Source organism: Ruegeria sp. AL11 (genome assembly GCF_056540865.1).
In genome coordinates this window covers 130,202-152,831 of record NZ_JBQFXO010000002.1, presented here as the reverse complement: position 1 = coordinate 152,831, position 22,630 = coordinate 130,202, and the positions used below count along the sequence as shown (strand labels likewise).

Here is a 22,630-nt window from a genome sequence, read left to right as displayed (position 1 = left end):
CCCCATCGCGCCGTTGGGCGCGATTCCCCCCGAGGATATTTTCAGCCAGATGAAGCAGGCGGATTGTGCCTAGCTGAGCGCTGTTAGCAACAGGACCACAGCAGCGCCTGCCAGGGCTCCGAGCGTGGCGGGAAGGGCTTTGGACCACAGTCGGGTGTTGGTCTGATCGTCTTTCTGGGTTTGTGCGATCAGGGCGTCTTCCACCAGCGCGGGCAGGCGTGGGCCGAACCGAGCCAGAACCAAAGCGGTTTTGCCAAAGTCGCGGAGCGCTGCGCGGGGGCCGATGGATTTCTTGATGTAATCCTCGACGACCGGACGCGCGACCTCCCATATATTGATATGCGGATCGAGTGATCGAGCGACGCCTTCGACCACAACCATGGTGCGCTGTAGCAGGATCAGCTCGGTTCGGGTTTCCATGCCAAAGCGTTCGGTGACTTCGAACAGGTAATTCAGCAAGCGGCCCATCGAGATATGGGTGGCGTCCATGCCGAAGATGGGCTCGCCCACAGCGCGCAGGGCGCGGGCGAATTCGTCGACGTCTTGATTGGCTGGGACGTATCCGGCCTCGAAGTGCACCTCGGCCACGCGTTTATAGTCGCGGCGGATGAAGCCAAATAGGATCTCGGCATAGACCCGGCGGGTGTATTCGTCGATATGGCCCATGATGCCGTAGTCATAGGCGATGATATCGTTGTTGGCGGCAACCTTCAGGTTGCCCTGGTGCATGTCGGCGTGGAAGTAGCCATCGCGCAGGGCGTGCAGCAGGAACAAGCGCAGGACACGCTCGCCCAGATCGCGGCGGTTATGGCCTGCGGCGTCCAGGGCGTCGTTGTCGCCAAGTGGGATGCCATCCGCCCAGCTGAGCGTCATCACCCGGCGCGCGGACAGAGACCACACGACCGGAGGCAACCAGAACCCGGCATCATCCTTGGTGTTGGCGGCGTATTCCGAGGCTGCCGAGCTTTCCAGACGCAAGTCCAGCTCGCCGCGCACCACGCCATCGAAGTGTTCGATCACTTCCATTGGACGCAAACGACGCGCGCCTGGGGCGCAGAGTTGTACCATGCGGGCGGCGAAATAAAACGCGTCGACATCCTTGCGGAAGGCGCGCTCGATTCCCGGACGCAGGACTTTGACGGCGACGTCCTCGCCTGTGCTGGTCAGCTTGGCCTTGTGAACCTGTGCGATCGAGGCCGCAGCTATTGGTTCGCTGAATTCGCTGAACATTTCTGAGATCGGCTGGCCCAGCTCCTTCTCGACCTCAGCCATGGCCTCGGCCTTCGGGAACGGGGGTAGCTTGTCCTGCAATACGCGCAGTTGTTCGGCCAGCTCGTTGCCGACCACATCTGGGCGGGTCGAAAGGACCTGTCCGAATTTGATGTACGCCGGACCCAGTGCGGTCAGGGCGCGTGTGGCAGGGGGCATCTCAGGGTCGCCCTTGTACCCAAGCCATTGAAACGGTTTGCCGAGCGTATGGGCCAAGATACGGACCGCGCGGGGGGCTTCGAACGCGTCCAGCACGACATTCATCGCGCCCGTGCGCTCTAGCGTGGCGCCTGTTCGGATCAGGCGTATGATGTTGTGAGGGCCACGCATTTAGATCTTCCAGCCGGAATGCAGCGCGGCGATTCCCATACTCAGGTTGCGGTACTTGGCGTTCTCAAAACCGGCGGCGCGAACCATGCCCAGAAACGTCTCTTGATCAGGGAACTTGCGGATCGATTCCACGAGGTACTGATAGCTGTCGTAGTCATTGGCGATTAGTTTGCCCATGCGTGGGATGACGTTGAAGCTATAGAGATCATAGAGCTTTTGCAGACCGTCATTGGGCAACTGGCTGAACTCCAGCACCATCAGGCGGCCGCCGGGTTTCAACACGCGGTAGGCCTCGTTCAGCGCCTCTTGCGGGCGAGTGACGTTCCGAATGCCGAAGGAGATCGTGTAGACGTCGAAGGTGTTGTCCTCGAACGGTAGAGACATCGCATCGCCGACGACCCAGTTCAGGCTATCCGACATTTGGTCGGCCTCAGCCCGTTGGCGGCCCTCGACCAGCATCGGCTCGGTCAGGTCCAGGACGGTGGCGTGGCCATAGCCCGCGCGTTTCAGGAAACGGAACGAGATGTCTCCGGTGCCGCCTGCGACGTCCAGCAGGCGCTGACCGGGGCGCGGGGCAAGCCAGTCCATCATCGCGTCTTTCCAAACCCGATGGATGCCCATCGACATGACATCATTCATCACGTCGTATTTCGAGGCCACCGAGTTGAAAACGCCCTGTACGCGCCCGGCCTTGTCGGCCTCGCGGACGGTTTCGAACCCGAAATGAGTGGTCTTGTCGCTGTTGTCGGACATTTGCCTTGCCGTTTGTCGAATTTCGCCTCTGTTATAGGGCCATCAGAGGCGGGCACAATGCGGCCCTTTGGAATAGGAGCCATCTAATGCCCGAATTGCCTGAGGTCGAGACAGTAAGACGCGGCCTGACCCCTGCGATGGAAGGGGTGGTAATCGAGCGTGCTGATGTAAACCGCCCCGATCTGCGCTGGCCCTTCCCGGAGCGTATGGCCGAGAGATTGACGGGACAGCGGGTGGATCGGCTAAGGCGACGTTCCAAGTACATTCTGGCTGATCTCAGCAGTGGCGAGACGTTGTTGATTCACTTGGGTATGTCGGGGCGTATGACGGTATCAGGTGACCCGTTGGGGCAGTTCGTCCATGACCATCCAATGCCCGAAAAGCATGACCATGTCGTGTTCCACATGGCCAATGGTGCCCGCGTGACGTTCAATGATCCGCGCCGGTTCGGGGCCATGGATTTACTGCCAACCGCAACCGCAGAAGACCACAAACTGATGTCCGTTCTGGGGCCAGAGCCATTGGGCAATGATTTTCACGAACAGCACCTGATTGATGCGTTCAAGGGCAAGAACACGCCGGTCAAATCGGCACTTCTGGATCAGGGAATCGTTGCCGGGTTGGGGAATATTTACGTTTGCGAGGCGCTTTATCGCGGCAAGGTGTCGCCACGTCGCAAAGCCGGACAAATTTCTGCGGCGCGTGTCGCAGCCCTTGTGCCGATCATCCGGCAGGTGTTGCAGGACGCGATCGAAGCAGGGGGATCGTCACTGAAAGATTTCCGTCAAGCCGATGGAGAACTTGGATATTTTCAGCACAGCTTCGATGTCTATGGCCGCGAAGGCGAATCCTGCCGAACCCAGGGTTGCGGTGCCGAAATCAAGAGAATCACCCAGTCCGGTCGCTCATCCTTCTACTGTGCGCAATGCCAAAGATAGCTTGATCCAGCGAAATCGCGTGTTAAGGAATCGTACCTGAACGGAACAACCGGAAGCTTATACCTCATGGCTTTTGAGACGATCATCGTCGAAATCGAAGACCACGTCGCCCTTATCAAACTCGACCGACCAGATGCGATGAACGCGCTGAACACCCAATTGGTGGGTGAGCTGTGCAACGCGCTGGAAGAGGCGGATCAAAACGACAAGGTGCGCTGCATCGTGCTGACCGGCTCGGAAAAGGCGTTTGCCGCAGGTGCGGACATCAAGGAAATGTCCGAGATGAGCTTTGTCGATGTGTTCAGCACCGACCTGTTTGCCTCGGTCAACGAGCGTGTCTCGGCCATTCGCAAACCGATCATCGCGGCGGTTGCGGGTTACGCGCTGGGCGGTGGCTGCGAAGTCGCCATGATGTGCGATTTCATCATTGCGGCCGATACAGCCAAGTTCGGCCAGCCCGAGATCAATCTGGGTGTTATAGCCGGTATCGGCGGCACCCAGCGCCTGACGCGCTTTGTTGGGAAGTCCAAGGCGATGGACATGAACCTAACCGGTCGCTTCATGGACGCAGAAGAAGCCGAGCGCGCGGGTCTTGTCAGCCGCGTGGTTCCTGCGAAAAAGCTGATCGAAGAAGCTGTGGGTGCAGCCCATAAGATTGCTGAGAAATCTCTGCTGACGGCTGCAGCCGCCAAAGAAGCAGTGAATCGCAGCTATGAGCTACCGCTTAGCGAAGGTCTGCTTTTCGAGCGTCGCGTCTTTCATTCGATGTTCGCCACCGAAGATCAGAAAGAGGGCATGGCGGCGTTTCTGGAAAAACGCGCCGCGCAATTCCGCGACAAGTAGGGTCGCGACAAGGAATTTCGAAAGGGCAGGCTGTGGCCTGCCTTTTTTTGTTGGCGTACGGGGGTAAGAATCGGCTTGGCAAACCTGTAAAACTTGGGTAGAGACCGCCGTCATACATGCGCGTGCGGCCCGCCTGGCCCGACTCACACTCGTGATTTCTGATCCGGTGCGGATAATTCCGTGGCGCGCAACCCTAGACAATCGTACCGAACAAAGGTCAGAGACACATGGCAAATTCGCCCCAAGCAAAGAAACGCGCTCGTCAGAACGAAAAGCGTTTCGCCGTAAACAAAGCGCGCCGTTCGCGCATCCGCACCTACCTGCGCAAAGTTGAAGAAGCGATCGCATCGGGCGACAAAGACGCTGCAACCGCAGCTCTGCGCGCAGCTCAGCCTGAACTGATGCGTGGCGTCACCAAAGGCGTTTTCCACAAGAACACCGCATCGCGTAAAATGTCGCGCCTGTCGGCACGCGTTAAAGCGCTGGGTTGATTCCCGCTGGAACACGTCAAGCGTTTTCCTACGTAAAGGCGTCGCGCATTGCGGCGCCTTTCTTGTTTGTTGCCAGAAAGCCGCGACCTCACGAAGTCGAGAGATTCTTTCGCCCTGAACCCCGAGTCAATATCAGAGTTTCGTTGCCGCGACAGGCAACATCTTGCTACCACTGAGTCAGCGATTCACTCGCTTGGGGGGACAGGCTGTTCCAGCCATCTGACTGACGGGCATTAGTCAGACAGCAGGAACCAGCGTTCGAAAACCGGCCTTGGCCGGTGAAACGATCTGCTCTGGGTCTCGGGTTTTCCGATGATCTCAGCCCTGTCAAACAATTGGGTTACTACGCGTGCCCCGGTTTTCCGGGATCCTGCTGCGGGATACGATTTGTGCATGCTGAGTATTCATTTACCCGCCGGATGGGACAGTCCGGCGCAGGGTACCCTTGTGCGTGAACGTCAATGACCGGGAAACCGGCGACGATTGATAAGACCGACAGGTCAAAAAAAATGGGATGCGTGAGGCGCTTGATGACACAAGAGAAATGGGGACAACTGCGTAACAAACTAATGAAGGCCGTTGGCAAGAACAACTTCACTACCTGGATTGAGCCTCTGGAATTTCAGGAGCTGCAGGACGGTGTAGCCGTGTTCTCGGTGCCAACCAACTTCATGGGGAATTACGTCAGCCAGAATTTCGCAGATTTGATTCTGTATGAACTGAATACCGCGGGTGAGACCGTCCAACGTCTTGCGTTCAAGGCGGCTGCCAATTCGACCACCCGACCGGCAGTTGTCACGGATGAACCCAAGTTGACCGCAGCTGCGGCGCCCGTCGCGGAGTCCGCCAATGCGGCGCTCGAGGATCTGCAGGCCGCACCATTGGATGCGCGCTTTACCTTTGACAGCTTTGTTGTCGGCAAACCTAACGAGCTCGCCCATGCTGCCGCCCGCCGCGTAGCCGAAGGTGGCCCGGTCACGTTCAATCCGCTGGTTCTCTATGGTGGTGTTGGGCTGGGTAAAACCCACCTGATGCATGCTATCGCATGGGAGCTGAAGACCAAAAGCCCCGAGCTGAACGTGCTCTATCTGTCGGCGGAACAGTTCATGTACCGCTTTGTTCAGGCTCTGCGCGAACGCCGGATGATGGATTTCAAACATCTGTTCCGCTCGGTCGATGTGCTGATGGTCGATGATGTGCAATTCATCGCGGGCAAGGACTCGACCCAGGAAGAGTTCTTTCACACCTTCAATGCGCTGGTGGACCAGAACAAGCAGATCATCATCTCGGCGGACCGCGCCCCGGGTGAGATCAAGGATCTGGAAGATCGCGTAAAATCCCGCCTGCAATGTGGTCTGGTCGTCGATCTGCATCCCACCGACTACGAATTGCGTCTGGGCATTTTGCAAAACAAGGTCCAGCAGCACATCGCCACCTATCCCGATCTTGTTATCGCCGATGGCGTGCTGGAGTTCCTGGCGCATCGCATCTCGACCAATGTGCGCGTTCTCGAAGGCGCTCTGACCCGTCTGTTCGCCTTTGCCTCGCTGGTGGGGCGTGAGATCGACATGGAGCTGACTCAGGACTGTCTGGCTGACGTGCTGCGCGCCTCAGAGCGGAAGATCACCGTCGAGGAAATCCAGCGCAAAGTGTCGGACTACTACAACATTCGTCTGTCGGACATCATCGGCCCCAAGCGCCTGCGGTCCTATGCTCGTCCGCGTCAAGTGGCCATGTATCTGTGCAAGCAACTGACCAGCCGCTCTCTGCCTGAGATCGGCCGCCGTTTCGGAGGGCGCGACCATACAACCGTCATGCACGGGGTGAAGCGCATCGAAGAGCTGAAAACGACCGATGGTCAGATCGCAGAAGACGTGGAAATGCTGCGCCGCTCGCTAGAGGCCTGAGCCGCACCATTGTCGGTAAATGCCCTGGGCCAGTGCGTCCGGGGCATTTTCTTGTGCGCTATTCTCCACGGTTGCGGAGGAATGGACGCGTTTCGCGCGCGTACCTCTTGACCACCGGGGTATTCCCACCCAGAAATCGGTAAAAAATCCTTGTGCCTCAGGGCTGAGACGCTAACGTGCCAGTCCCGCCCATTTTCGGCACGCAAGTCAGAGGAACAGAGGGTATGAAGATCAGCATCGAACGCGGCACCCTTCTCAAGGCCGTTTCCCAGGCCCAATCCGTTGTGGAACGTCGCAACACGATCCCGATCCTTGCCAATGTGCTGATCGAGGCCGAAGGCGACCAAACCCTGTTCCGAGCCACCGATCTAGACATTGAGGTTGTCGACAAAGCACCTTCGCAGGTCGAAAAGGCCGGTGCGACGACTGTGGCCGCTACTACCCTTCATGAAATTGTGCGTAAACTGCCTGATGGCGCTTTGGTCACCCTGACGGCCGACAGCGCCGCTGGCCGTCTGACGGTCGAGGCGGGGCGGTCGAACTTCTCTCTGGCGACCTTGCCGAAAGAGGATTTCCCGGTCATGGCGTCCTCGGAATATCAGTCAAATTTCACCGCGTCGGCGGCGTTGCTGCGTCGTTTGTTCGACAAATCGAAATTTGCCATCTCGACCGAAGAGACGCGGTACTACCTGAATGGAGTCTACATGCATGTCGCGGACGGGTCCGAAGGCGGCAAGGTTCTGCGCTGTGTGGCCACCGATGGCCACCGTCTGGCGCGGATTGATGCAGACTTGCCGGATGGCGCTGCGGACATGCCGGGTGTGATCGTGCCGCGTAAAACCGTGGGTGAGCTGCGCAAACTGTTGGACGATGACGAGATGGATATCGCTGTCTCGGTCAGCGAAACCAAGGTGCGCTTTGCCACGCCGGATATCACGCTGACCTCGAAGGTCATTGATGGCACCTTCCCCGATTACACACGCGTCATTCCGCAGGGCAATACGCGCCAACTGGAAGTGGATGCTGCCGAGTTCGCGCAAGCCGTGGATCGGGTTGCAACGGTTTCGTCAGAGCGTTCGCGCGCTGTGAAGCTGCAACTGGATGCCGATAAGCTGGTGTTGTCGGTCAATGCGCCGGATAGTGGCGCGGCTGAGGAAGAGCTGGCCGTTGCTTATGGCGATGAACGTCTCGAGATCGGGTTCAACGCGAAATACCTGCTGGAGATTGCATCGCAGGTGGATCGTGAGAACGCGGTGTTCCTGTTTAACTCGGCCGGTGACCCAACTTTGATGCGCGAAGGCAATGATCTAAGCGCGGTTTACGTTGTCATGCCGATGCGCGTCTGATCGCGCTGGCGCGCGACGCCTCCGGCGGAGGTATTTTTGAACAGAAGAAGGGAGGGGTCATGGGATTGGCCCTGACCGAGCTTACGGTCTCGCATTTTCGGTCTCATAAGCTGGCACGTTTGTCTTTGGATGGGCGCCCGGTTGCGATCCATGGGCCGAACGGGGCCGGGAAGACCAATATCCTTGAAGCGGTGTCGCTGTTCTCGCCCGGTCGCGGGATGCGGCGGGCCAGCGCGGCGGAGATGACCCGGCGGCCTGAGGCCTTGGGCTGGAAACTGTCCGGCCTGCTGAACGCGCAGGGCGGGCGATATGAGATCGATACGTGGTCCGAAGGTGGCGCTGCGCGTCAAGTTCGGATTGATGGCAAGGCTGCCAGTCAGATTGATCTGGGCAAGCTCGCGCGCGTGGTGTGGTTGATCCCGTCGATGGATCGGCTGTGGATCGAAGGGGCTGAGGGGCGGCGGCGGTTTCTAGACCGCATCGCGCTGAGCTTTGATCCCGCACATGCCGAAGCGTCGCTGACCTATGAGAAAGCTATGCGTGAGCGGAACCGGTTATTGAAAGATCAGGTCCGGGATGCCCATTGGTACACGGCTTTGGAAGGTCAGATGGCCGAGACGGGGCATCGGATCCATGCGGCGCGTCTTGCCGCATTAGACCATTTGCGTGCCGCGCAGGATCAGTCCGAAACGGCGTTTCCTTCAGCCGAGTTGGAGTTGATCCAAACGGAAGGCGCGATGCCCGAGACGGCCGATGATCTGCGCGAGGCGCTGAGCGAAAGCCGTTTCCGCGATCTTGCAGCAGGGCGGACTCTGGTCGGGCCGCATCGCTCGGACCTGTACGGGGTGTTCGCTGCCAAAGGGGTTCCGGCCAAGGATTGTTCCACGGGTGAGCAGAAGGCGCTGCTGGTGTCCCTGATCCTGTCAAACGCACGGGCGCTGGCGGGAATGGTCGGTGCACCACCGATTGTGTTGCTGGATGAGGTAGCCGCGCATCTGGATGCAGGACGACGCGCAGCGCTCTATGATGAGATCTGTGCGCTGGGCGCTCAGGCCTGGATGACGGGCACCGGGCCTGAGCTGTTTGCGGAATTGGGCGACCGGGCCCAAACGCTGGTTGTAACCGAAGGCGATGAAGGCTCGGTCGTGTCGGCTTAGGCTGGTTCGCCCACTTTACGTTCCCACAGGAAGCCGCGCATGACCTGATCGACCGGAGTTTTGGCCATGTGGTTGACGTAGTTCGACATGGTTTTCTGTGCGAGGCCCAGAACAACATCCAGAACGGCGCGGTGCGAATAGCCTGCGTCAAAGAACGCTTGCAATTGCTCTTCGGTCGGGTTGCCGTGGGTTTCCATCACTTGCAGGGTGAAAGTGCGCAGGGCCTCCAGCTTGGCAGTCGGCAGCGGGGTTTCGTTGCGCAGAGCTTCGGTGATCTCGTCCGAAATCTTCATCATCTTGGCGATGCCGGTATGGGCGGGGACACAGTAGTGGCAGTCATTCTCAACGTTGATGGTCTGCCAAACCACGGTTTTCTCATCATTGTCGAAATCGGTTTGCAGGAAGAGGCCGTGCAGAACCTGATAGGCCTCAAGATGCTGCGGGCTTTCCGCCATCACCTTGTGCAGACCGGGCAGGCGGCCAAAGGCGGCTTGCGATTTCTCCAGCAGCGGTTTGGACCCCTCAGGGGCGGATTCGAGATCGTGAGACGGGAAGTTGGCCATGTCAAAACTCCTGATTTCTGGCGCGATGAGCCGTATTTAGGGTTTCTTGAGCGATCACTCAAGTATATATTTGAGCAAATGCTCAAGAATTGGTGATCCAATGCCCCGCAAACCCGCATATGACCGAGACGCGCTGATCGTGCAGGCGCGTGATATCTTCTGGCGTCACGGCTGGGCCGGGACGTCGCTGAAGGACCTTGAGCGCGAGTTGAAGCTGAAGCCGGGTAGTTTCTATGCGGCGTTTGGCTCGAAAGATGCCCTCTATGCGCTGGCGCTGGAGCGCTACGCCCAGGACGGGGTCGCCAGTATGTTGGCCTTGGCTGAAGAGCTGGGGCCGCTCGGGGCGCTCAAGGCGCAGCCCTATCGCGTGATTGCTGCCTCTGACCTGCCGACCAAAGCTTGTATGCTGGCCAAGACCTATGCCGAGTTGCAGGCAAAGGATCACGATTTGGCCGGTCAGGCAGGTGCGCACATGATCGCTATGAAATCCTGTTTCGCAGACCTGTTCCGCCGTGCTCAGAAGGCCGGAGAGATCAGCCCTGATCACGATCCCGAACGCCTTGCTGCGCGCTATCAGTCGGACCTTCTGGGCCTGCGATTGACGGCCGAACGGGACGACGTCAACGCCGCCGAAATTGCAGCTGATATCGCGGCAGACCTCGATCGGCTTTGATCCGCAGATAAATCGGATCTCAACCACAAAATCTTGGGGGAGCGCGTGACATTCCCCACCAGAAAACGTATAAGTTACCAAAATAATATAGGTACTAACGGCATGTCCGAAGACGCACAGGCACCCCAGGAATACGGCGCAGATTCCATCAAAGTTCTCAAAGGCTTAGAGGCGGTTCGCAAACGTCCCGGTATGTATATCGGGGATACGGATGATGGCTCGGGTCTGCACCATATGGTGTATGAGGTCGTGGACAACGGAATTGATGAGGCTTTGGCCGGTCATGCCGACCATGTGACCGTGAAAATTCACGCGGATTCCAGCGTCTCGGTCAGTGACAACGGGCGCGGAATTCCGGTCGATATTCACCCCGAAGAGGGCGTCTCGGCGGCCGAGGTTATTATGACCCAGCTGCACGCGGGTGGTAAGTTTGACAGCAACTCGTACAAGGTGTCGGGCGGTCTGCACGGCGTGGGCGTTTCGGTTGTGAATGCGCTGTCCGAATGGCTGGAGCTGCGCATCTGGCGCGCGGGCAAAGAGCACGTTGCACGTTTTGAGCGTGGTGAGACCGCTGAGCATCTGAAAGTCGTCGGCGAATGCGGCGATCGCACCGGGACCGAGGTGCGTTTTCTGGCCTCGACAGATACGTTCTCGAACCTCGAATACTCGTTTGAGACGTTGGAGAAGCGCCTGCGTGAGCTGGCCTTTCTGAACTCGGGCGTGCGCATCATCCTGATTGATGAACGCCCTGCCGAACGGCTGGAGACCGAGCTATTCTATGAGGGTGGCGTCAAGGAATTCGTCAAATACCTCGACCGGTCGAAAAGCCCGGCCATGCCCGAGCCAATCTATATCAAGGGCGAGCGGGACGATATCGGTGTCGAAATCGCCATGTGGTGGAATGACAGCTACCACGAGACGGTTCTGCCTTTCACCAACAACATCCCACAGCGGGACGGTGGCACGCACGTGGCCGGTTTCCGCGGCGCTCTGACCCGGACGATCAACAACTATGCGCAGTCCAGCGGGATCGCGAAGAAGGAAAAGGTCAGCTTTACCGGCGACGATGCACGCGAAGGTCTGACCTGCGTGCTGTCGGTGAAAGTGCCGGACCCAAAATTCTCGTCGCAAACCAAAGACAAGCTGGTGTCGTCCGAAGTCCGCCCTGCAGTCGAAGGCCTGATGAACGAAAAGCTGGCTGAGTGGTTCGAAGAAAACCCCAATGAAGCTAAGGGTATCGTCGGCAAGATCATCGAGGCCGCATTGGCCCGTGAGGCCGCCCGAAAGGCGCGCGAGTTGACCCGCCGCAAGACGGCGATGGATGTGAACTATCTGGCCGGGAAGCTGAAAGACTGTTCCGAGAAGGACCCGTCCAAGACCGAAGTTTTCCTGGTGGAGGGTGACTCGGCGGGTGGCTCAGCCCAGACCGGTCGCGACCGTCTGACTCAAGCTGTTCTGCCCCTGCGCGGGAAAATCCTGAATGTCGAACGCGCTCGGTTTGACCGGATGCTGTCGTCGCAGGAGATCGGCAACCTCGTGATGGCGCTGGGCACCGGCATTGGCCGCGATGAGTTTAACATCGAAAAGCTGCGCTACCATAAGATCGTCATCATGACAGATGCGGATGTCGATGGCGCGCACATCAGAACCCTGCTGCTGACCTTCTTCTACCGTCAGATGCCGGAATTGATTGAAGGTGGCTATCTCTACATCGCGCAGCCACCGCTCTATAAAGTTTCACGTGGAAAATCAGAGGTTTACCTGAAAGATCAGGCCGCGCTGGATGACTATCTGATCAACCAGGGGGTCGAGGGTGCTGTTCTGAAGCTGGGCTCAGGCGAGGAAATCGTCGGCCAAGACCTGACTCGTGTCGTCGACGAAGCGCGCCAGTTGAAACGCGTTCTGGATGCCTTCCCAACTCACTACCCGCGTCACATTCTGGAACAGGCTGCTGTGGCCGGTGCCTTTGTGCCCGGTGCCGTCGATGCCGACCTGCAAGGCGTTGCCGACAAGGTTGCCGCCCGTCTCGACCTGATCGCGCTGGAATATGAACGCGGTTGGCAGGGCCGCATTACGCAAGATCACGGCATCCGCCTCGCCCGTATCCTTCGCGGAGTTGAAGAGGTCCGTACGCTGGACGGCCCGATGCTGCGCTCGGGCGAGGCCCGCAAGACCGGCAGCTTCACACAAAGCCTGCAGGAAGTTTACAACACTCCGGCTACCCTAATCCGCCGCGACCGGATGCAGGCGATCCACGGCCCGCTGGACCTTTTGCGCGCCATTTTGGAAGAGGGCGAAAAGGGCCTGTCGCTTCAGCGCTACAAGGGCTTGGGCGAGATGAACCCCGATCAACTATGGGAAACCACGCTGGACCCGGACGCACGCACCCTGTTGCAGGTACGTGTGGATGACATGGTTGAAGCGGATGATCTCTTCACCAAACTGATGGGTGACGTGGTGGAACCACGCCGTGAATTCATTCAGCAGAATGCTCTGAGCGTTGAGAATCTGGATTTCTGAGAACTTGTAGATGTTGCTGATGACGGGCGCGTCTATGGCGTTTACACCGGTTTCAATCAAGAAGCGCGGGACGTGACATTCCTAGATCCAATTAACCCTGAGCACACGGTCCCTCAGAGTTGGTTCAGTAAAGCTGAGCCCATGCGCAGCGACATTCTGCACCTGTTCCCAACCCACAAAGACGTAAACTCGGCCCGTGGATCAGACCCATTCGCTGAAATCCCCGATGCGGTTACGACGCGTTGGTACGGACTTACCGATGGTAATCGATTCACGATAAAAACACAGTCTCCAACAGAAGACATCGACTTGTACTCCGAAGACACACGTACCGAATTTGAGCCGCCGGAATCCCACAAAGGTGATCTCGCCCGTACAGCCTTCTACTTCTATACGATGTATCCTGGCCGAGCAGGCGAAATTGACGAACTCGCTGTCGATGGTATCGAGCAGTTTGGTGATTGGCATCGAAACGACCCAGTGGATGATTGGGAACGCGAGCGAAATGGCCGCGTGGAGCAGGTTCAAGGCAACCGCAATCCGTTTATCGATCACCCGGAGTTGGTCTGTCGCGCCTGGCCCGGTGCCTGTTGAGCGACGCCAAATGGCGATCACAGATTGAAACATCAGTAGAAGGTTTGTTGTTGCCTGAGAAATTCAGGAATGCCGCGTGACAAGACGGCTCCGTGTCACTCTCGCCTTGGCGTCTTTAGAGTGTTGATGATAACCAAGACCTCTCAGTACAGTAATCCGACTTTGCTAAATGTGCCGAGCGGCAGATCCCGATGTTAAACTAAATGCCTTACTGTGCGGTTGGGTTGAGATACCTACCAATTGTTTTTTGGGGCGCAGTTAACACTGATCATAGCGCCAGTAGCGCTAAAGGCGCTCTTTTTCGAGTTTACCAGCGGCGCTTGCGACTAGCAGTATTTGTGCGTGCGGGCGTCTTGTTCGATTTTCGTTGGTTAGCGCGAGTTTGCAGAGCCTGAAGATTCCGCCGTGCATTTGTTCCGCCCTTGGACTTGGGCCATACATGATCGACCTGCCATCCCATTGGGCTGTTTTTGCCATAAGCCGGTTTGTAAATCACGTTACCTTGGTTGTCCCGACGATAGAGGTTTGGGTTTTTACCTTCGATGCGACGCGCTTTGGACCAAACATGCCGAGCTTTCCAGTTAGTCAAATAGGGCATTAGTCTTCCTTTCCATTTCACTTCTTGCAGTTATTGTACTAGTCGATTGGACGTTTGGGTCTTCCCCCAGATCGCTTCAATGAGAGCGGAAGAAAGCAGTCAATTTCTTCGTCTGAGAAGGTCATGTCTTCCATTGTCTTCAATCGCTCTTGGGCCTCTGCGTATGCCTTTCCATTCGTACTGGGTGCCCCAACATAGAGAGCTGCGAGCGTGGCTTGCAGCTCATCGCGACGCTCGACGGCCTTTTCATGTGGAAGCAATGGCAGATCTGTGAGCAACGAAAGATAGCACTCTCGGACGTTCCAGAGACTGGCCGCTGCATCTCTGTGTTTTTGGGCTGTGGCGCCGGGTTCAAAATTCTTGAAGTATGCGGCAACCAGCAATGTGAGAAATGACACTACGACTGTGCCGATCTCGATCCAGTACTCATCTCGGACAACTATGCCGACGACGCCGGCGCTCGTAAGCGCAGAAAGAGCAATCTGAGCCCATTTGAACCGACGGAGGTCTAGATCAAAGTGATCCGCCATCCGCTCATGCGTTTTATGGGTATAGACCACTCGCCCATAACACTCACGAATTTGATCTTCGAGCTCGACGCTATAGCTATGCGGCATAGTGATCTTCCTCAGCGTCTTGCGCACGGATCGGAACAAGTATCGTGTCGCGTGCGACCACTACGCCCCGACTGATGGCATAGCATTCAACAAGATGGTCGCCCCGGAAGTTTGTTGTTTCTTGACGCTCGCCTCGGCCACCGTCTCGAGCAATTTGACCGCGGATCATGTCTCGGCGCTCTGCTTCTTCACCTCGGTTCAACACTTTCCAGTAGAATTCCACGTCTTCTGGCAGATCCGATACATCAGCTAGAAAGAACCGAAGTTTCTTTTGTGGTAAAAGAACACCGAGGCCTTCCAAAATTTCGCGAAGCATTGTTGGTCGGAATCCATTTTGGGTTACTTCGCAATTGATCCTCAGGTCGTAACGGACATCGACAGGGAACCTATCTTCAACGAACTCTTCTGTGTTCCTAAAGACATGAGCGAAAGCCGCAGCCTCACCTGCCGCGCTTCGCACGGGTGCAGGGTAGGCATTTCCAAAAATGTCACGCCATTTCTGACGTTCATTCTTTTGTCCGCTTGCGTTTATCGCCTTGAGACACAGCTCATATGCCTTTTTCGCCTTTCGTTCAAAGCGCTTCTTAACCCGAACACGTTGACGGCTGCCCAAGGCAGCGTATTCGGATTGCTTTGGTTGATCGGCCAGAAACTTAAAGAAGTCTCGGCACATATAGTCGAAATAGTGGTAGCTCTTCGTGTCGTATTTTTCGTTCGACTCCAAGAAGTTATAGGCAAGAGTATCGATCAAAAGACCACCCATCGCTACGCCATGTTTATTCTTCCAGGCCCGCGCCATTTTGCACAAACGACGAAGGTTCTGGTTCTTGCGCTCGTTGGCTTCTCTCATCTCATCAAGTTCAGCCTGCGGTTTTGTAATCTTCCACGATCCTTCATTCGCCGTGTCAGGATATTTGTAGCTACCATCGCCTTGCTTAAATGCGGGCATCACTTCGATGTGGAAATCATTGTACAAAACGCGAACAACTAGTCGGTCGACCTTGACGGTAGTTGATGGGTAGCGCCGTTTGATTGCGTCTTTTGCGTTCCTAAGGAGTTTGTACTGGCCTCCATTTTTGTAAGTGTCCCAGTCCGCCGCAGGCATGATGTAAATCATGTCTAGATCCGAGATTCCCTTGATTGCTGTCCTTCGACCATAAGAGCCAACTTGGAGGCTATTCGATGTCTTGGATTCAGTATCGCGAAACTCCTTGTTCAGTGCCGCGGTAACTTCTCCATATCGCGAGGAAATCGTTGCGACATTGTCAATTTTGATGTTGTTTAGAAAGGTCTTGAAATCGTCTGAGATGCCCATTTCTGCCTCGATGTATTTAAGGCCTTCAGTGGGCCAATTGATTGGTTGGTATTTGAGAACGTCGCATTGCCGAAGCTGCTTGTTACTTTTCCCTGAGAGTGGTTTTCGGGTTCGCTTTGCCATACTTCGCTGTCACAAACCTACCGCTTACAGCACTTCGGTAACTCCCACCTGTTGATCCGCTCCTACCTGGCGACTCTTTCACAGTCGTCCGCGGATGCGACTTCCCGTATGCATTTGATACATAGCGACCCGACTTTGCGCTCCGGTATCCGCCACCTTTCCCACTACCTGCCATTTTTCCGCTCCTTCTTTGTTGCGTTTTTCAGCACTTCGATTCGATGTTTTCAGCTTGAACGGTAGCCTAAATGTTGTCAATACAATCATTGTAATGTTTAATATACAAACAAATGTTTGTAATATTGACAAGTGCATGACAACCTTTGTAACAAGTACTATGTCAAAAGATCTGATACATGCGGCGTTCGGTCGTGCAGTGGCCATTCGACGAAAACAGCTGAACAACATGACCCAATTGGATCTTGCAAATAAGACCGGGTTATCTCGGGCGTCGATTGCGAATATAGAACGTGGCCAGCAGAACGTGGGTCTACACCACCTTTTTTCGATAGCGAACGCTCTAGAGGTGTCGGCTGTGTCTGATCTATTGCCACCTTTAAGTATTGGCCGTGAAGACAGGGAGGGGAAAGCAATGATGTTAACTAATGAGGTATTGTCCGAGACCAGCAAAGCGGGAGTTGAAGAGCTAATCCTCAAGGCACTCAATAGTAGATCAAAACAGAGTGGCGGACGATGAAAGCCAACAAGGATCGTGCTCGTAACGCTGCTCGCGGAGTTCTTGAAGAGCACAAGATTAAACGCGCGCCGGTTCCGATAGAGCGTATTATCAAGAGCAGAAATATAGTGCTCGATTATACGCCGTTGGATGAAGACTTATCGGGGATGGCATACAGCCAAGATGGAGTATCTATCATTGGTCTAAACGCGTTACACCATCCAAATCGCCAGAGGTTTTCAGCAGCACATGAGCTTGCCCACCATATTCTCCATGAAGAAAGACTGCGTGGAGAGGTTCATGTTTCTAAGGGGCTGCGCGCATTGCGGCGCGACTCAATTTCCTCAGAAGGTACAGATCCGTTAGAAATCGAAGCAAATACTTTTGCTTCTGAACTCCTAATGCCTCATGAGTTTCTGCTAGAGGCTTGCGGTGAGGAGGGCTTGGACATGGATGATGAGGTCAGTGTCGAAAAGCTAGCTAAGAAGTTTCGTGTTAGCGTTTCGGCAATGCGGTATCGTCTTGCAAGCTTGATGTAGTGCGAGCCAACGCTTGTCTTTTGTGTTTTTTGATACTGAAACCTCCGGGTTACATGCCGGATTTGATCAGATCGTTCAGTTTGCTGCGATTAGAACGGACAACAATCTCAATGAGATTGACCGAGTGGAATTGCGCTCACGGCTTGATCCGAACGTGGTTCCAAGCATCGGAGCCTTAAAGGCCAATGGCTTTTCAATTGAAGATTTGATCGACGGTCGCCACCTCACTCACTATCAGATGGTCAGAGAAGTGTGCGCGCGACTAACTTCTTGGTCCCCTTCCATTTTTTTGGGATACAATTCCATTCGTTTTGACGAAGAATTCCTTCGTCACGCACTATTCAAAACACTGCACTCTCCCTATCTCACCAGTCTGCATGGCAATGGAAGAAATGACATTATGTCGTTAGCATTGGCATGCCACGCGATTGGTGACGGTTCTATTGTTGTTCCACCAAAAGACAATGGTGGCGTGAGCTTTCGGCTTCAAGATTTGGCGGTCGCGAATGGCATCGAGGCCGTCAGAGCCCATGATGCACTATCAGATACCGAAACCGCGTTAGAGGTTTGCCGCCTCGTAAAACGAAGGACACCTGATTTGTGGCAGCGGTTTGTGCGGTTTTCCAATAAAGCGTCCGTTGCAGATTTTGTTTCTTCAGGAGAGCCTTTCTTGCTTACCGAGTTTTTTGCAAACGAAGCCTTCCATACGCCAGTGGTTTTTGTTGCAAGTGAACCGGGGCAGCCAAATGGAATGCTGTGTATGAACCTGAGCTCACCGGTAGACAGCATAACCTCTTTGACACACGAACAACTGAAAGCGAAGCTATCTAGTAGACCCAGTCCAATTCGAAGAATTCGAACGAACGCCGGACCTACAATGATGCCTTTGTGGGAGGTGGCAGACGAATTCTTCGGGGAAACATCGTGTGAAGAATTGGAAGAACGAGCTGCTCAAATTTCTGATGATGAGCACCTTGGTAGCAAAATCGTTGCCGCCTTTGCTGATACCCGTACGGAATATCCAGAACCGACGCACGTTGAAGAAAAACTGTATTCATGCTTTCTGACTAGGGATGACGAGGCGCTTTGTCGCCGTTTTCATGAAGCACCCTGGAATGAAAGATTGGACATTGTGCGGCGTTTTAACGACGACCGATTAAAAGAGTTAGGAAAGCGCCTAATCTACTTCGAAAGCCGTTCGTCTTTACCAAAGGACGTTGCGCGAGAAATGGACATTGGTCTTGGGGAACGTTTGATGTCTTTGGACGGTAAACCGTTGTCTATTGTGCAGGCGTTGAAACAAGTTGAGACAATGAAGCTTGAATCAGAGGAAAGCCCGAAATCCGGAGCTTTGGTAGATGGGTATACAGCTTACTTGACAGAGCGCAGCTCAAAGGTCTCCCGGTATCTCGGATCTATTTGAGCCATACTGTTTTGACCATCGCACTCTTTGATTGCGCGCGCAAAGAAGACCGGCATTCCTATCAAGTAGTTTACATAAGTTCCTGTCTGGGCTGCTATCGTAGCTTATTTCTAACTACCGCAGTATCCAGCTTGTACAGCTTTTATTCAGACAATGCCTTTCATTGCGCCACATTCTTTCCGCTTCTAGTGCCGCGGCGCGGCGTTGTTCTTCAAGACGTTTTTCTTCCTCAAGACGTTGCCGCTCAAGCTCTTCATCACGCTGACGCTGCTCCTCAAGTGTGCGCTGCTCCTCCGCTAGTCGCGCCTGTTCAGCTTCCATTACCGCTTGCCTCTCAGCTTCTAAGCGAACACGTTCAGCTTCTTCAGTAGCCGCAATTTTAGCCAACCGGATCTCTTCTAGTCTGGCCTTCTCCTTTGCAATTGCTTCTTGACGCTCCACCTCTACCAGACGTCGCTTCTCAATTTCTGCTTCAACTTGAGCGCGGTATTCTTGTGAAACAATCATTCTATGTGCTGCCCACGAACGTTTCAGATCACGGTCGATTAGATCAAGGTATTCCAACTGCCGAACAAGGTTCTTTTCTGCTGTAAATTGCGCAAAGCCAATTTCGACGGACTCTTGCAAACGATCATCCGCATCAATGTTTGGCCATATCCAGGGAATGAGAGAGATTACCGCTGCGACTACAGCTACGAATAACCCTCCCAGGAAGCCGTAGATCGCCTCTGTCTTATTCGGCTTGGCCAGTTTCAATTTCGTCGATCCAAAACTATTTGCTGCTGATTGATTATCAAAGACTGCAAAGATCCGGCAAGAATTAACAAGTGATGCATTTTCACTCTATTTTGCATCGCATCAACGTGATTGTAAAAGCCATGTTTCTGCACTGAGCCTCCCCACCTGAACTGGTCCACCGTTATGTTTAGGAAACGGAGGACCACGAATGGCAAACAAGAGACCGAAGCCCGAAGAGATTGTCTCGAAGTTGCGGCAGGTTGAAGTTCTGATGGGACAAGGCATATCCCGTCTTGATGCGATCAGGCAGATCGGCGTTGTCGAACAAACCTATTACCGCTGGCGCAAGAAGTACGGCGGAATGGGTGTAGATCAGTTGAAGGAACTGAAACGGCTTCAGAAAGAGAACGAGCGATTGCGGCGCGCGGTTTCTGACCTGACGTTGGTCAAACTGATCCTGACGGAAGCCACAAAGGGAAACTACTGAGCCCCGCTCGTCGTCGTGCCTGCATCGATCATGTCCGCAGCCAGCTCAAAGTATCTGAGCGCCGCGCCTGCCGCGTGCTTGGACAACACCGGTCCACGCAACGGCGTATCCCAAGAGGTCGCGCAGACGAAGACCGATTGGTGGCCGACATGATCGAGCTGACCCGTCAATATGGCCGATATGGCTATCGCAGGATCGCTGCACTGCTGAGAGAGGCTGGATGGTCTGTCAGCGATGGGCGAATTGAACGGCTTTGGCGACGAGAGAGGCTGAAAGTGCCAGTGAAACAACCGAAGAAAGGACGGCTCTCGCTGAACGATGGCTCGTGTGTTCGGCTGAGGCCGGAGTATCGCAATCATGTATGGAGCTATGACTTCGTTCATTGCCGAACCGATGATGGCAAAGCTTTCCGGACGCTGAACATCCTTGATGAGCACAGCCGGGAGTGCCTGGCGATTAGAGTGAAGCGCAAGCTGAACTCGGTCGATGTGATCGATGCCCTGACGGATCTGTTCATACTTCGCGGCGCGCCCAGTTTAGTACGTTCTGACAATGGGCCGGAATTTGTCGCCCAAGCTGTCCGAGACTGGATCGCCGCTGTTGGCGCCAAGACGGCTTACATCGAACCTGGCAGCCCGTGGGAGAACGGATACTGTGAAAGCTTCAATGGCAGGTTCAGAGACGAACTGCTCAACGGCGAAATCTTCTACAGCCTACGCGAAGCTCAAATTCTGATCGAACAATGGAGGAAACACTACAACACAAAACGCCCCCACAGTGCTCTGGGCTATCGCCCGCCAGCGCCCGAAACCATCATCCCGATGGATCACAGGCCGACTATGCACTAACAATCAATTTGGACCAGTCAGATGAGGCTGCTCACTGAAGGAAACGTTATGGTACGGGCGCGCTGGAGTGATGCCCGACTGGTCGGGTCGTTTGACGCCCGCTGAGATCCGGCAGCTCACCATGTACGTTGTTTGGGCGGGGATGTTCGACCGTGACAAGTAACCGTGAGAGACAGAGCAAACACATGATTGCGCTCATCATTGCCGTTTTGCTGGTGTGCTATGTCGGAATGAAGTTTTGGCATGTCCGGTTGGTTATTGATGTATATGAAGGACAACCGCTGTCTGTAGGCAGTTTGGAAGTAGGCCAATAGTTGTACTCTGAAGTGTTTTGCTTAACGTTTTTCTGAGCGACGAAAACACTAAATGATCCGACTTCGGGTAGTTCCCCAATGAAGACAAAATGATTCGTTGCAAGACAGAATTGTCGACTGGAAATCGCGTAAAGCGATATATAAAAAGAACAAAATAGAAGAGCAGCAATCATGCGAAGGAGCGGATGTGACCAAATCTAGATTGGCAATTATAGGTGGAGGTCCCAAGGCGTGTGCAATCGCCGCGAAGGTGGCAATACTATCTGAGGCTGAGTACAAGCATCCGGCAATCACTGTTTTTGAACCGGTAGGTGCAGGCGCACATTGGTCCGGTGGAAGTGGTTTTACAGACGGTTTTCAGGAACTTTGCACATCGGCACTAAGGGATGTCGGATTTCCGTACAACGACCCAGTGACTAATGAACTGGATGAGAAGATGTTGGCCTACTCATGGCCCAGTTACTTGATTTCTCGCGAGAACGACATGAGTTATTCAGACTGGGTATCTTCTGACTCACCTAGACCTTCCCATTCACTTTTTGCAGAGTACCTGCAGTGGTGCCTCGAGCGCGCAAAGGCCTCTAGTTCAGTTGAGGTTGAAGAGGCAAGCGTGACAGAGATTGATTTTGACTTTGAAAAGCAAGAGTGGATCGTCACAAGTTCTGACGAGAATGAGAATTCAAAGTCATTACGCTTCAACGGGGTTGTTGTTACCGGCATCAAGGAGCGAGACAGTGGGCTAATAGCGGGTGAGAAAGGGCCGTTTTACTTCAACGGTAAAAGCTATTGGGAAGAAGAGGGCTATTCTGCCCTCGCTGATCTGTATGAGCGTCGCAAAGATAGCCACGAAGAAGACCTTGATTTATCAGGCGTGGTCATCGGTGATGGTGGTACTGCAGCGGCAATAACTCTTTCGCTGAGCGAGCGTTTCGCTGATGCTGACTTGCAGATGATTGGTTCTGGCGTATTTCTTCAAAGTCGCCCGCCGAATTTCTTTTCAGATCGTATCTTTGGCAACCGCGATGACTGGGAGGAGCTTTCTGATGCTCAACGCGAAGCTTTCTCGGCGAGACTAAGCTCGGGTGCCATCTGGCAACCGATTGTAGATCGGCTGACTAAAGCGAGCCGCTTCAAATACCATATTGGAAGAGCCGAAAAGATTGAGTGGTACGAGGAAGTTGTTTCCAGGGATAGAGTTCCAGACTTTAAGTATTCGATCAAACTAGAAAAAGACTCGTCTACAGAACCAGAGGATGTATCTGAAGAGATAGAAACCTTCACTGCGGACTTCGTCGTTGATGCGACCGGCTTTGAGGTATTTTGGTTCAAGGAGTTGCTTTCTTCCAACCTGAAGGAATTCCTGAATTGGAATGATCGGAGCACTTTAAGTAAGCTAAGAGCAGACTTAAGCGACGGCTTAGACATCGTGTACACCAATTCGGAGGGGCAAGCGTTCCCAACTGGCTTGGTTGTTCCGATGATCGGAGATTTGCGCCATCCGGCTGCGCCGAATTTGATGGCATTGGGGAGCGTTGCAGATAAAATTCTGCAACGCTTTAGGAGGCCTTGAG

At 54.7% G+C, this 22,630-nt stretch carries 21 protein-coding genes; 14 read left to right on the top strand and 7 right to left on the bottom strand.

The genetic code is table 11. From position 1 onward, the window contains the following. Positions 1–69 precede the first annotated feature (69 nt). On the bottom strand, positions 70–1,599 hold the full coding sequence (gene ubiB, locus ACR0IP_RS04400) for a 2-polyprenylphenol 6-hydroxylase (RefSeq protein WP_480524059.1): 1,530 nt from the start codon (positions 1,597–1,599) through the stop codon (positions 70–72). Further along, positions 1,600–2,352: a bifunctional demethylmenaquinone methyltransferase/2-methoxy-6-polyprenyl-1,4-benzoquinol methylase UbiE gene (gene ubiE / locus ACR0IP_RS04395; RefSeq protein WP_170689392.1), complete on the bottom strand. Its 753-nt coding sequence runs from the start codon at positions 2,350–2,352 to the stop codon at positions 1,600–1,602. Between the two features lie 86 nt (positions 2,353–2,438). On the opposite strand from ubiE, the gene mutM reads away from it, so the two are divergent. From mutM to recF, 6 genes are all read left to right on the top strand, one after another. Continuing rightward, positions 2,439–3,290 (top strand): bifunctional DNA-formamidopyrimidine glycosylase/DNA-(apurinic or apyrimidinic site) lyase, encoded by an 852-nt coding sequence (mutM, locus tag ACR0IP_RS04390; RefSeq protein WP_170643547.1) that lies wholly within the window; start codon positions 2,439–2,441, stop codon positions 3,288–3,290. A 66-nt stretch (positions 3,291–3,356) separates the two neighbouring features. Further along, entirely contained in the window at positions 3,357–4,133 is a 777-nt protein-coding gene (locus ACR0IP_RS04385; RefSeq protein ID WP_170689390.1) for an enoyl-CoA hydratase, read from the top strand. A 227-nt stretch (positions 4,134–4,360) separates the two neighbouring features. After that, complete coding sequence (gene rpsT / locus ACR0IP_RS04380) at positions 4,361–4,624, top strand: 30S ribosomal protein S20 (RefSeq protein WP_142638226.1); 264 nt, start codon at positions 4,361–4,363, stop codon at positions 4,622–4,624. 530 nt (positions 4,625–5,154) lie between these two features. Next, on the top strand, positions 5,155–6,531 hold the full coding sequence (gene dnaA, locus ACR0IP_RS04375; protein WP_480524057.1) for a chromosomal replication initiator protein DnaA: 1,377 nt from the start codon (positions 5,155–5,157) through the stop codon (positions 6,529–6,531). Between the two features lie 224 nt (positions 6,532–6,755). Next, complete coding sequence (gene dnaN / locus ACR0IP_RS04370; protein ID WP_480524055.1) at positions 6,756–7,877, top strand: DNA polymerase III subunit beta; 1,122 nt, start codon at positions 6,756–6,758, stop codon at positions 7,875–7,877. Between the two features lie 59 nt (positions 7,878–7,936). Then, positions 7,937–9,034 (top strand): DNA replication/repair protein RecF, encoded by a 1,098-nt coding sequence (gene recF / locus ACR0IP_RS04365; RefSeq protein ID WP_480524053.1) that lies wholly within the window; start codon positions 7,937–7,939, stop codon positions 9,032–9,034. On the opposite strand, the gene ACR0IP_RS04360 is transcribed toward recF, so the two are convergent. Next, the gene (locus ACR0IP_RS04360) at positions 9,031–9,597 is read right to left on the bottom strand and encodes a carboxymuconolactone decarboxylase family protein (protein WP_480524052.1); all 567 of its coding nucleotides are present in this window, start codon (positions 9,595–9,597) and stop codon (positions 9,031–9,033) included. The genes recF and ACR0IP_RS04360 overlap by 4 nt on opposite strands. 100 nt (positions 9,598–9,697) lie before the next feature. Here ACR0IP_RS04360 and ACR0IP_RS04355 point away from each other — a divergent pair, with 100 nt between their 5' ends. The 3 genes from ACR0IP_RS04355 to ACR0IP_RS04345 all read left to right on the top strand — a co-directional run bounded on the left by ACR0IP_RS04355 (position 9,698) and on the right by ACR0IP_RS04345 (position 13,384). After that, positions 9,698–10,270 (top strand): TetR/AcrR family transcriptional regulator, encoded by a 573-nt coding sequence (locus tag ACR0IP_RS04355; RefSeq protein WP_480524050.1) that lies wholly within the window; start codon positions 9,698–9,700, stop codon positions 10,268–10,270. Between the two features lie 102 nt (positions 10,271–10,372). Continuing rightward, the gene (gene gyrB, locus ACR0IP_RS04350; protein ID WP_170643552.1) at positions 10,373–12,790 is read left to right on the top strand and encodes a DNA topoisomerase (ATP-hydrolyzing) subunit B; all 2,418 of its coding nucleotides are present in this window, start codon (positions 10,373–10,375) and stop codon (positions 12,788–12,790) included. 72 nt (positions 12,791–12,862) lie between these two features. Next, positions 12,863–13,384 carry an endonuclease I family protein gene (locus ACR0IP_RS04345; protein WP_480524048.1) on the top strand — a complete coding sequence of 174 codons (522 nt, stop codon included), beginning with the start codon at positions 12,863–12,865 and terminating at the stop codon, positions 13,382–13,384. 307 nt (positions 13,385–13,691) lie between these two features. On the opposite strand, the gene ACR0IP_RS04340 is transcribed toward ACR0IP_RS04345, so the two are convergent. Genes ACR0IP_RS04340 through ACR0IP_RS04330 form a run of 3 tightly spaced genes read right to left on the bottom strand, consistent with a single transcriptional unit; the run spans position 13,692 to position 16,037 of the window. After that, positions 13,692–13,982 (bottom strand): HNH endonuclease domain-containing protein, encoded by a 291-nt coding sequence (locus ACR0IP_RS04340; RefSeq protein WP_480524046.1) that lies wholly within the window; start codon positions 13,980–13,982, stop codon positions 13,692–13,694. Between the two features lie 38 nt (positions 13,983–14,020). Continuing rightward, on the bottom strand, positions 14,021–14,599 hold the full coding sequence (locus ACR0IP_RS04335; RefSeq protein WP_480524044.1) for an SLATT domain-containing protein: 579 nt from the start codon (positions 14,597–14,599) through the stop codon (positions 14,021–14,023). Next, entirely contained in the window at positions 14,589–16,037 is a 1,449-nt protein-coding gene (locus ACR0IP_RS04330; RefSeq protein WP_480524042.1) for an SMODS domain-containing nucleotidyltransferase, read from the bottom strand. Before ACR0IP_RS04330 ends, ACR0IP_RS04335 begins: the two co-directional genes overlap by 11 nt. Positions 16,038–16,305: 268 nt before the next feature. Between ACR0IP_RS04330 and ACR0IP_RS04325 the strand changes: the two genes are divergently transcribed. From ACR0IP_RS04325 to ACR0IP_RS04315, 3 genes are read left to right on the top strand one after another with little or no spacing between them, the layout of a single operon-like run. Beyond that, positions 16,306–16,731, top strand: coding sequence for a helix-turn-helix domain-containing protein (locus ACR0IP_RS04325; protein ID WP_480524312.1), 426 nt, complete (start codon positions 16,306–16,308; stop codon positions 16,729–16,731). Then, positions 16,728–17,249 (top strand): ImmA/IrrE family metallo-endopeptidase, encoded by a 522-nt coding sequence (locus ACR0IP_RS04320; RefSeq protein ID WP_480524040.1) that lies wholly within the window; start codon positions 16,728–16,730, stop codon positions 17,247–17,249. The genes ACR0IP_RS04325 and ACR0IP_RS04320 overlap by 4 nt, the downstream gene beginning before the upstream one ends. A gap of 22 nt (positions 17,250–17,271) precedes the next feature. Further along, positions 17,272–18,672: an exonuclease domain-containing protein gene (locus tag ACR0IP_RS04315; protein ID WP_480524310.1), complete on the top strand. Its 1,401-nt coding sequence runs from the start codon at positions 17,272–17,274 to the stop codon at positions 18,670–18,672. A gap of 114 nt (positions 18,673–18,786) precedes the next feature. Here the strand turns inward: ACR0IP_RS04315 and ACR0IP_RS04310 are convergent, their stop codons facing one another. Continuing rightward, entirely contained in the window at positions 18,787–19,428 is a 642-nt protein-coding gene (locus ACR0IP_RS04310) for a hypothetical protein (protein ID WP_480524038.1), read from the bottom strand. Positions 19,429–19,618: 190 nt separating this feature from the next. On the opposite strand from ACR0IP_RS04310, the gene ACR0IP_RS04305 reads away from it, so the two are divergent. Both ACR0IP_RS04305 and ACR0IP_RS04300 read left to right on the top strand, forming a co-directional pair. After that, positions 19,619–20,745 (top strand): IS3 family transposase gene (locus ACR0IP_RS04305; protein ID WP_480524036.1). Its coding sequence is split into 2 segments (ribosomal slippage): positions 19,619–19,880 and positions 19,880–20,745, totalling 1,128 coding nucleotides; the frame shifts between segments, so codons are not numbered across the junction. A gap of 411 nt (positions 20,746–21,156) precedes the next feature. Further along, the gene (locus tag ACR0IP_RS04300) at positions 21,157–22,629 is read left to right on the top strand and encodes a SidA/IucD/PvdA family monooxygenase (RefSeq protein WP_480524035.1); all 1,473 of its coding nucleotides are present in this window, start codon (positions 21,157–21,159) and stop codon (positions 22,627–22,629) included. Position 22,630: the final 1 nt, after the last annotated feature.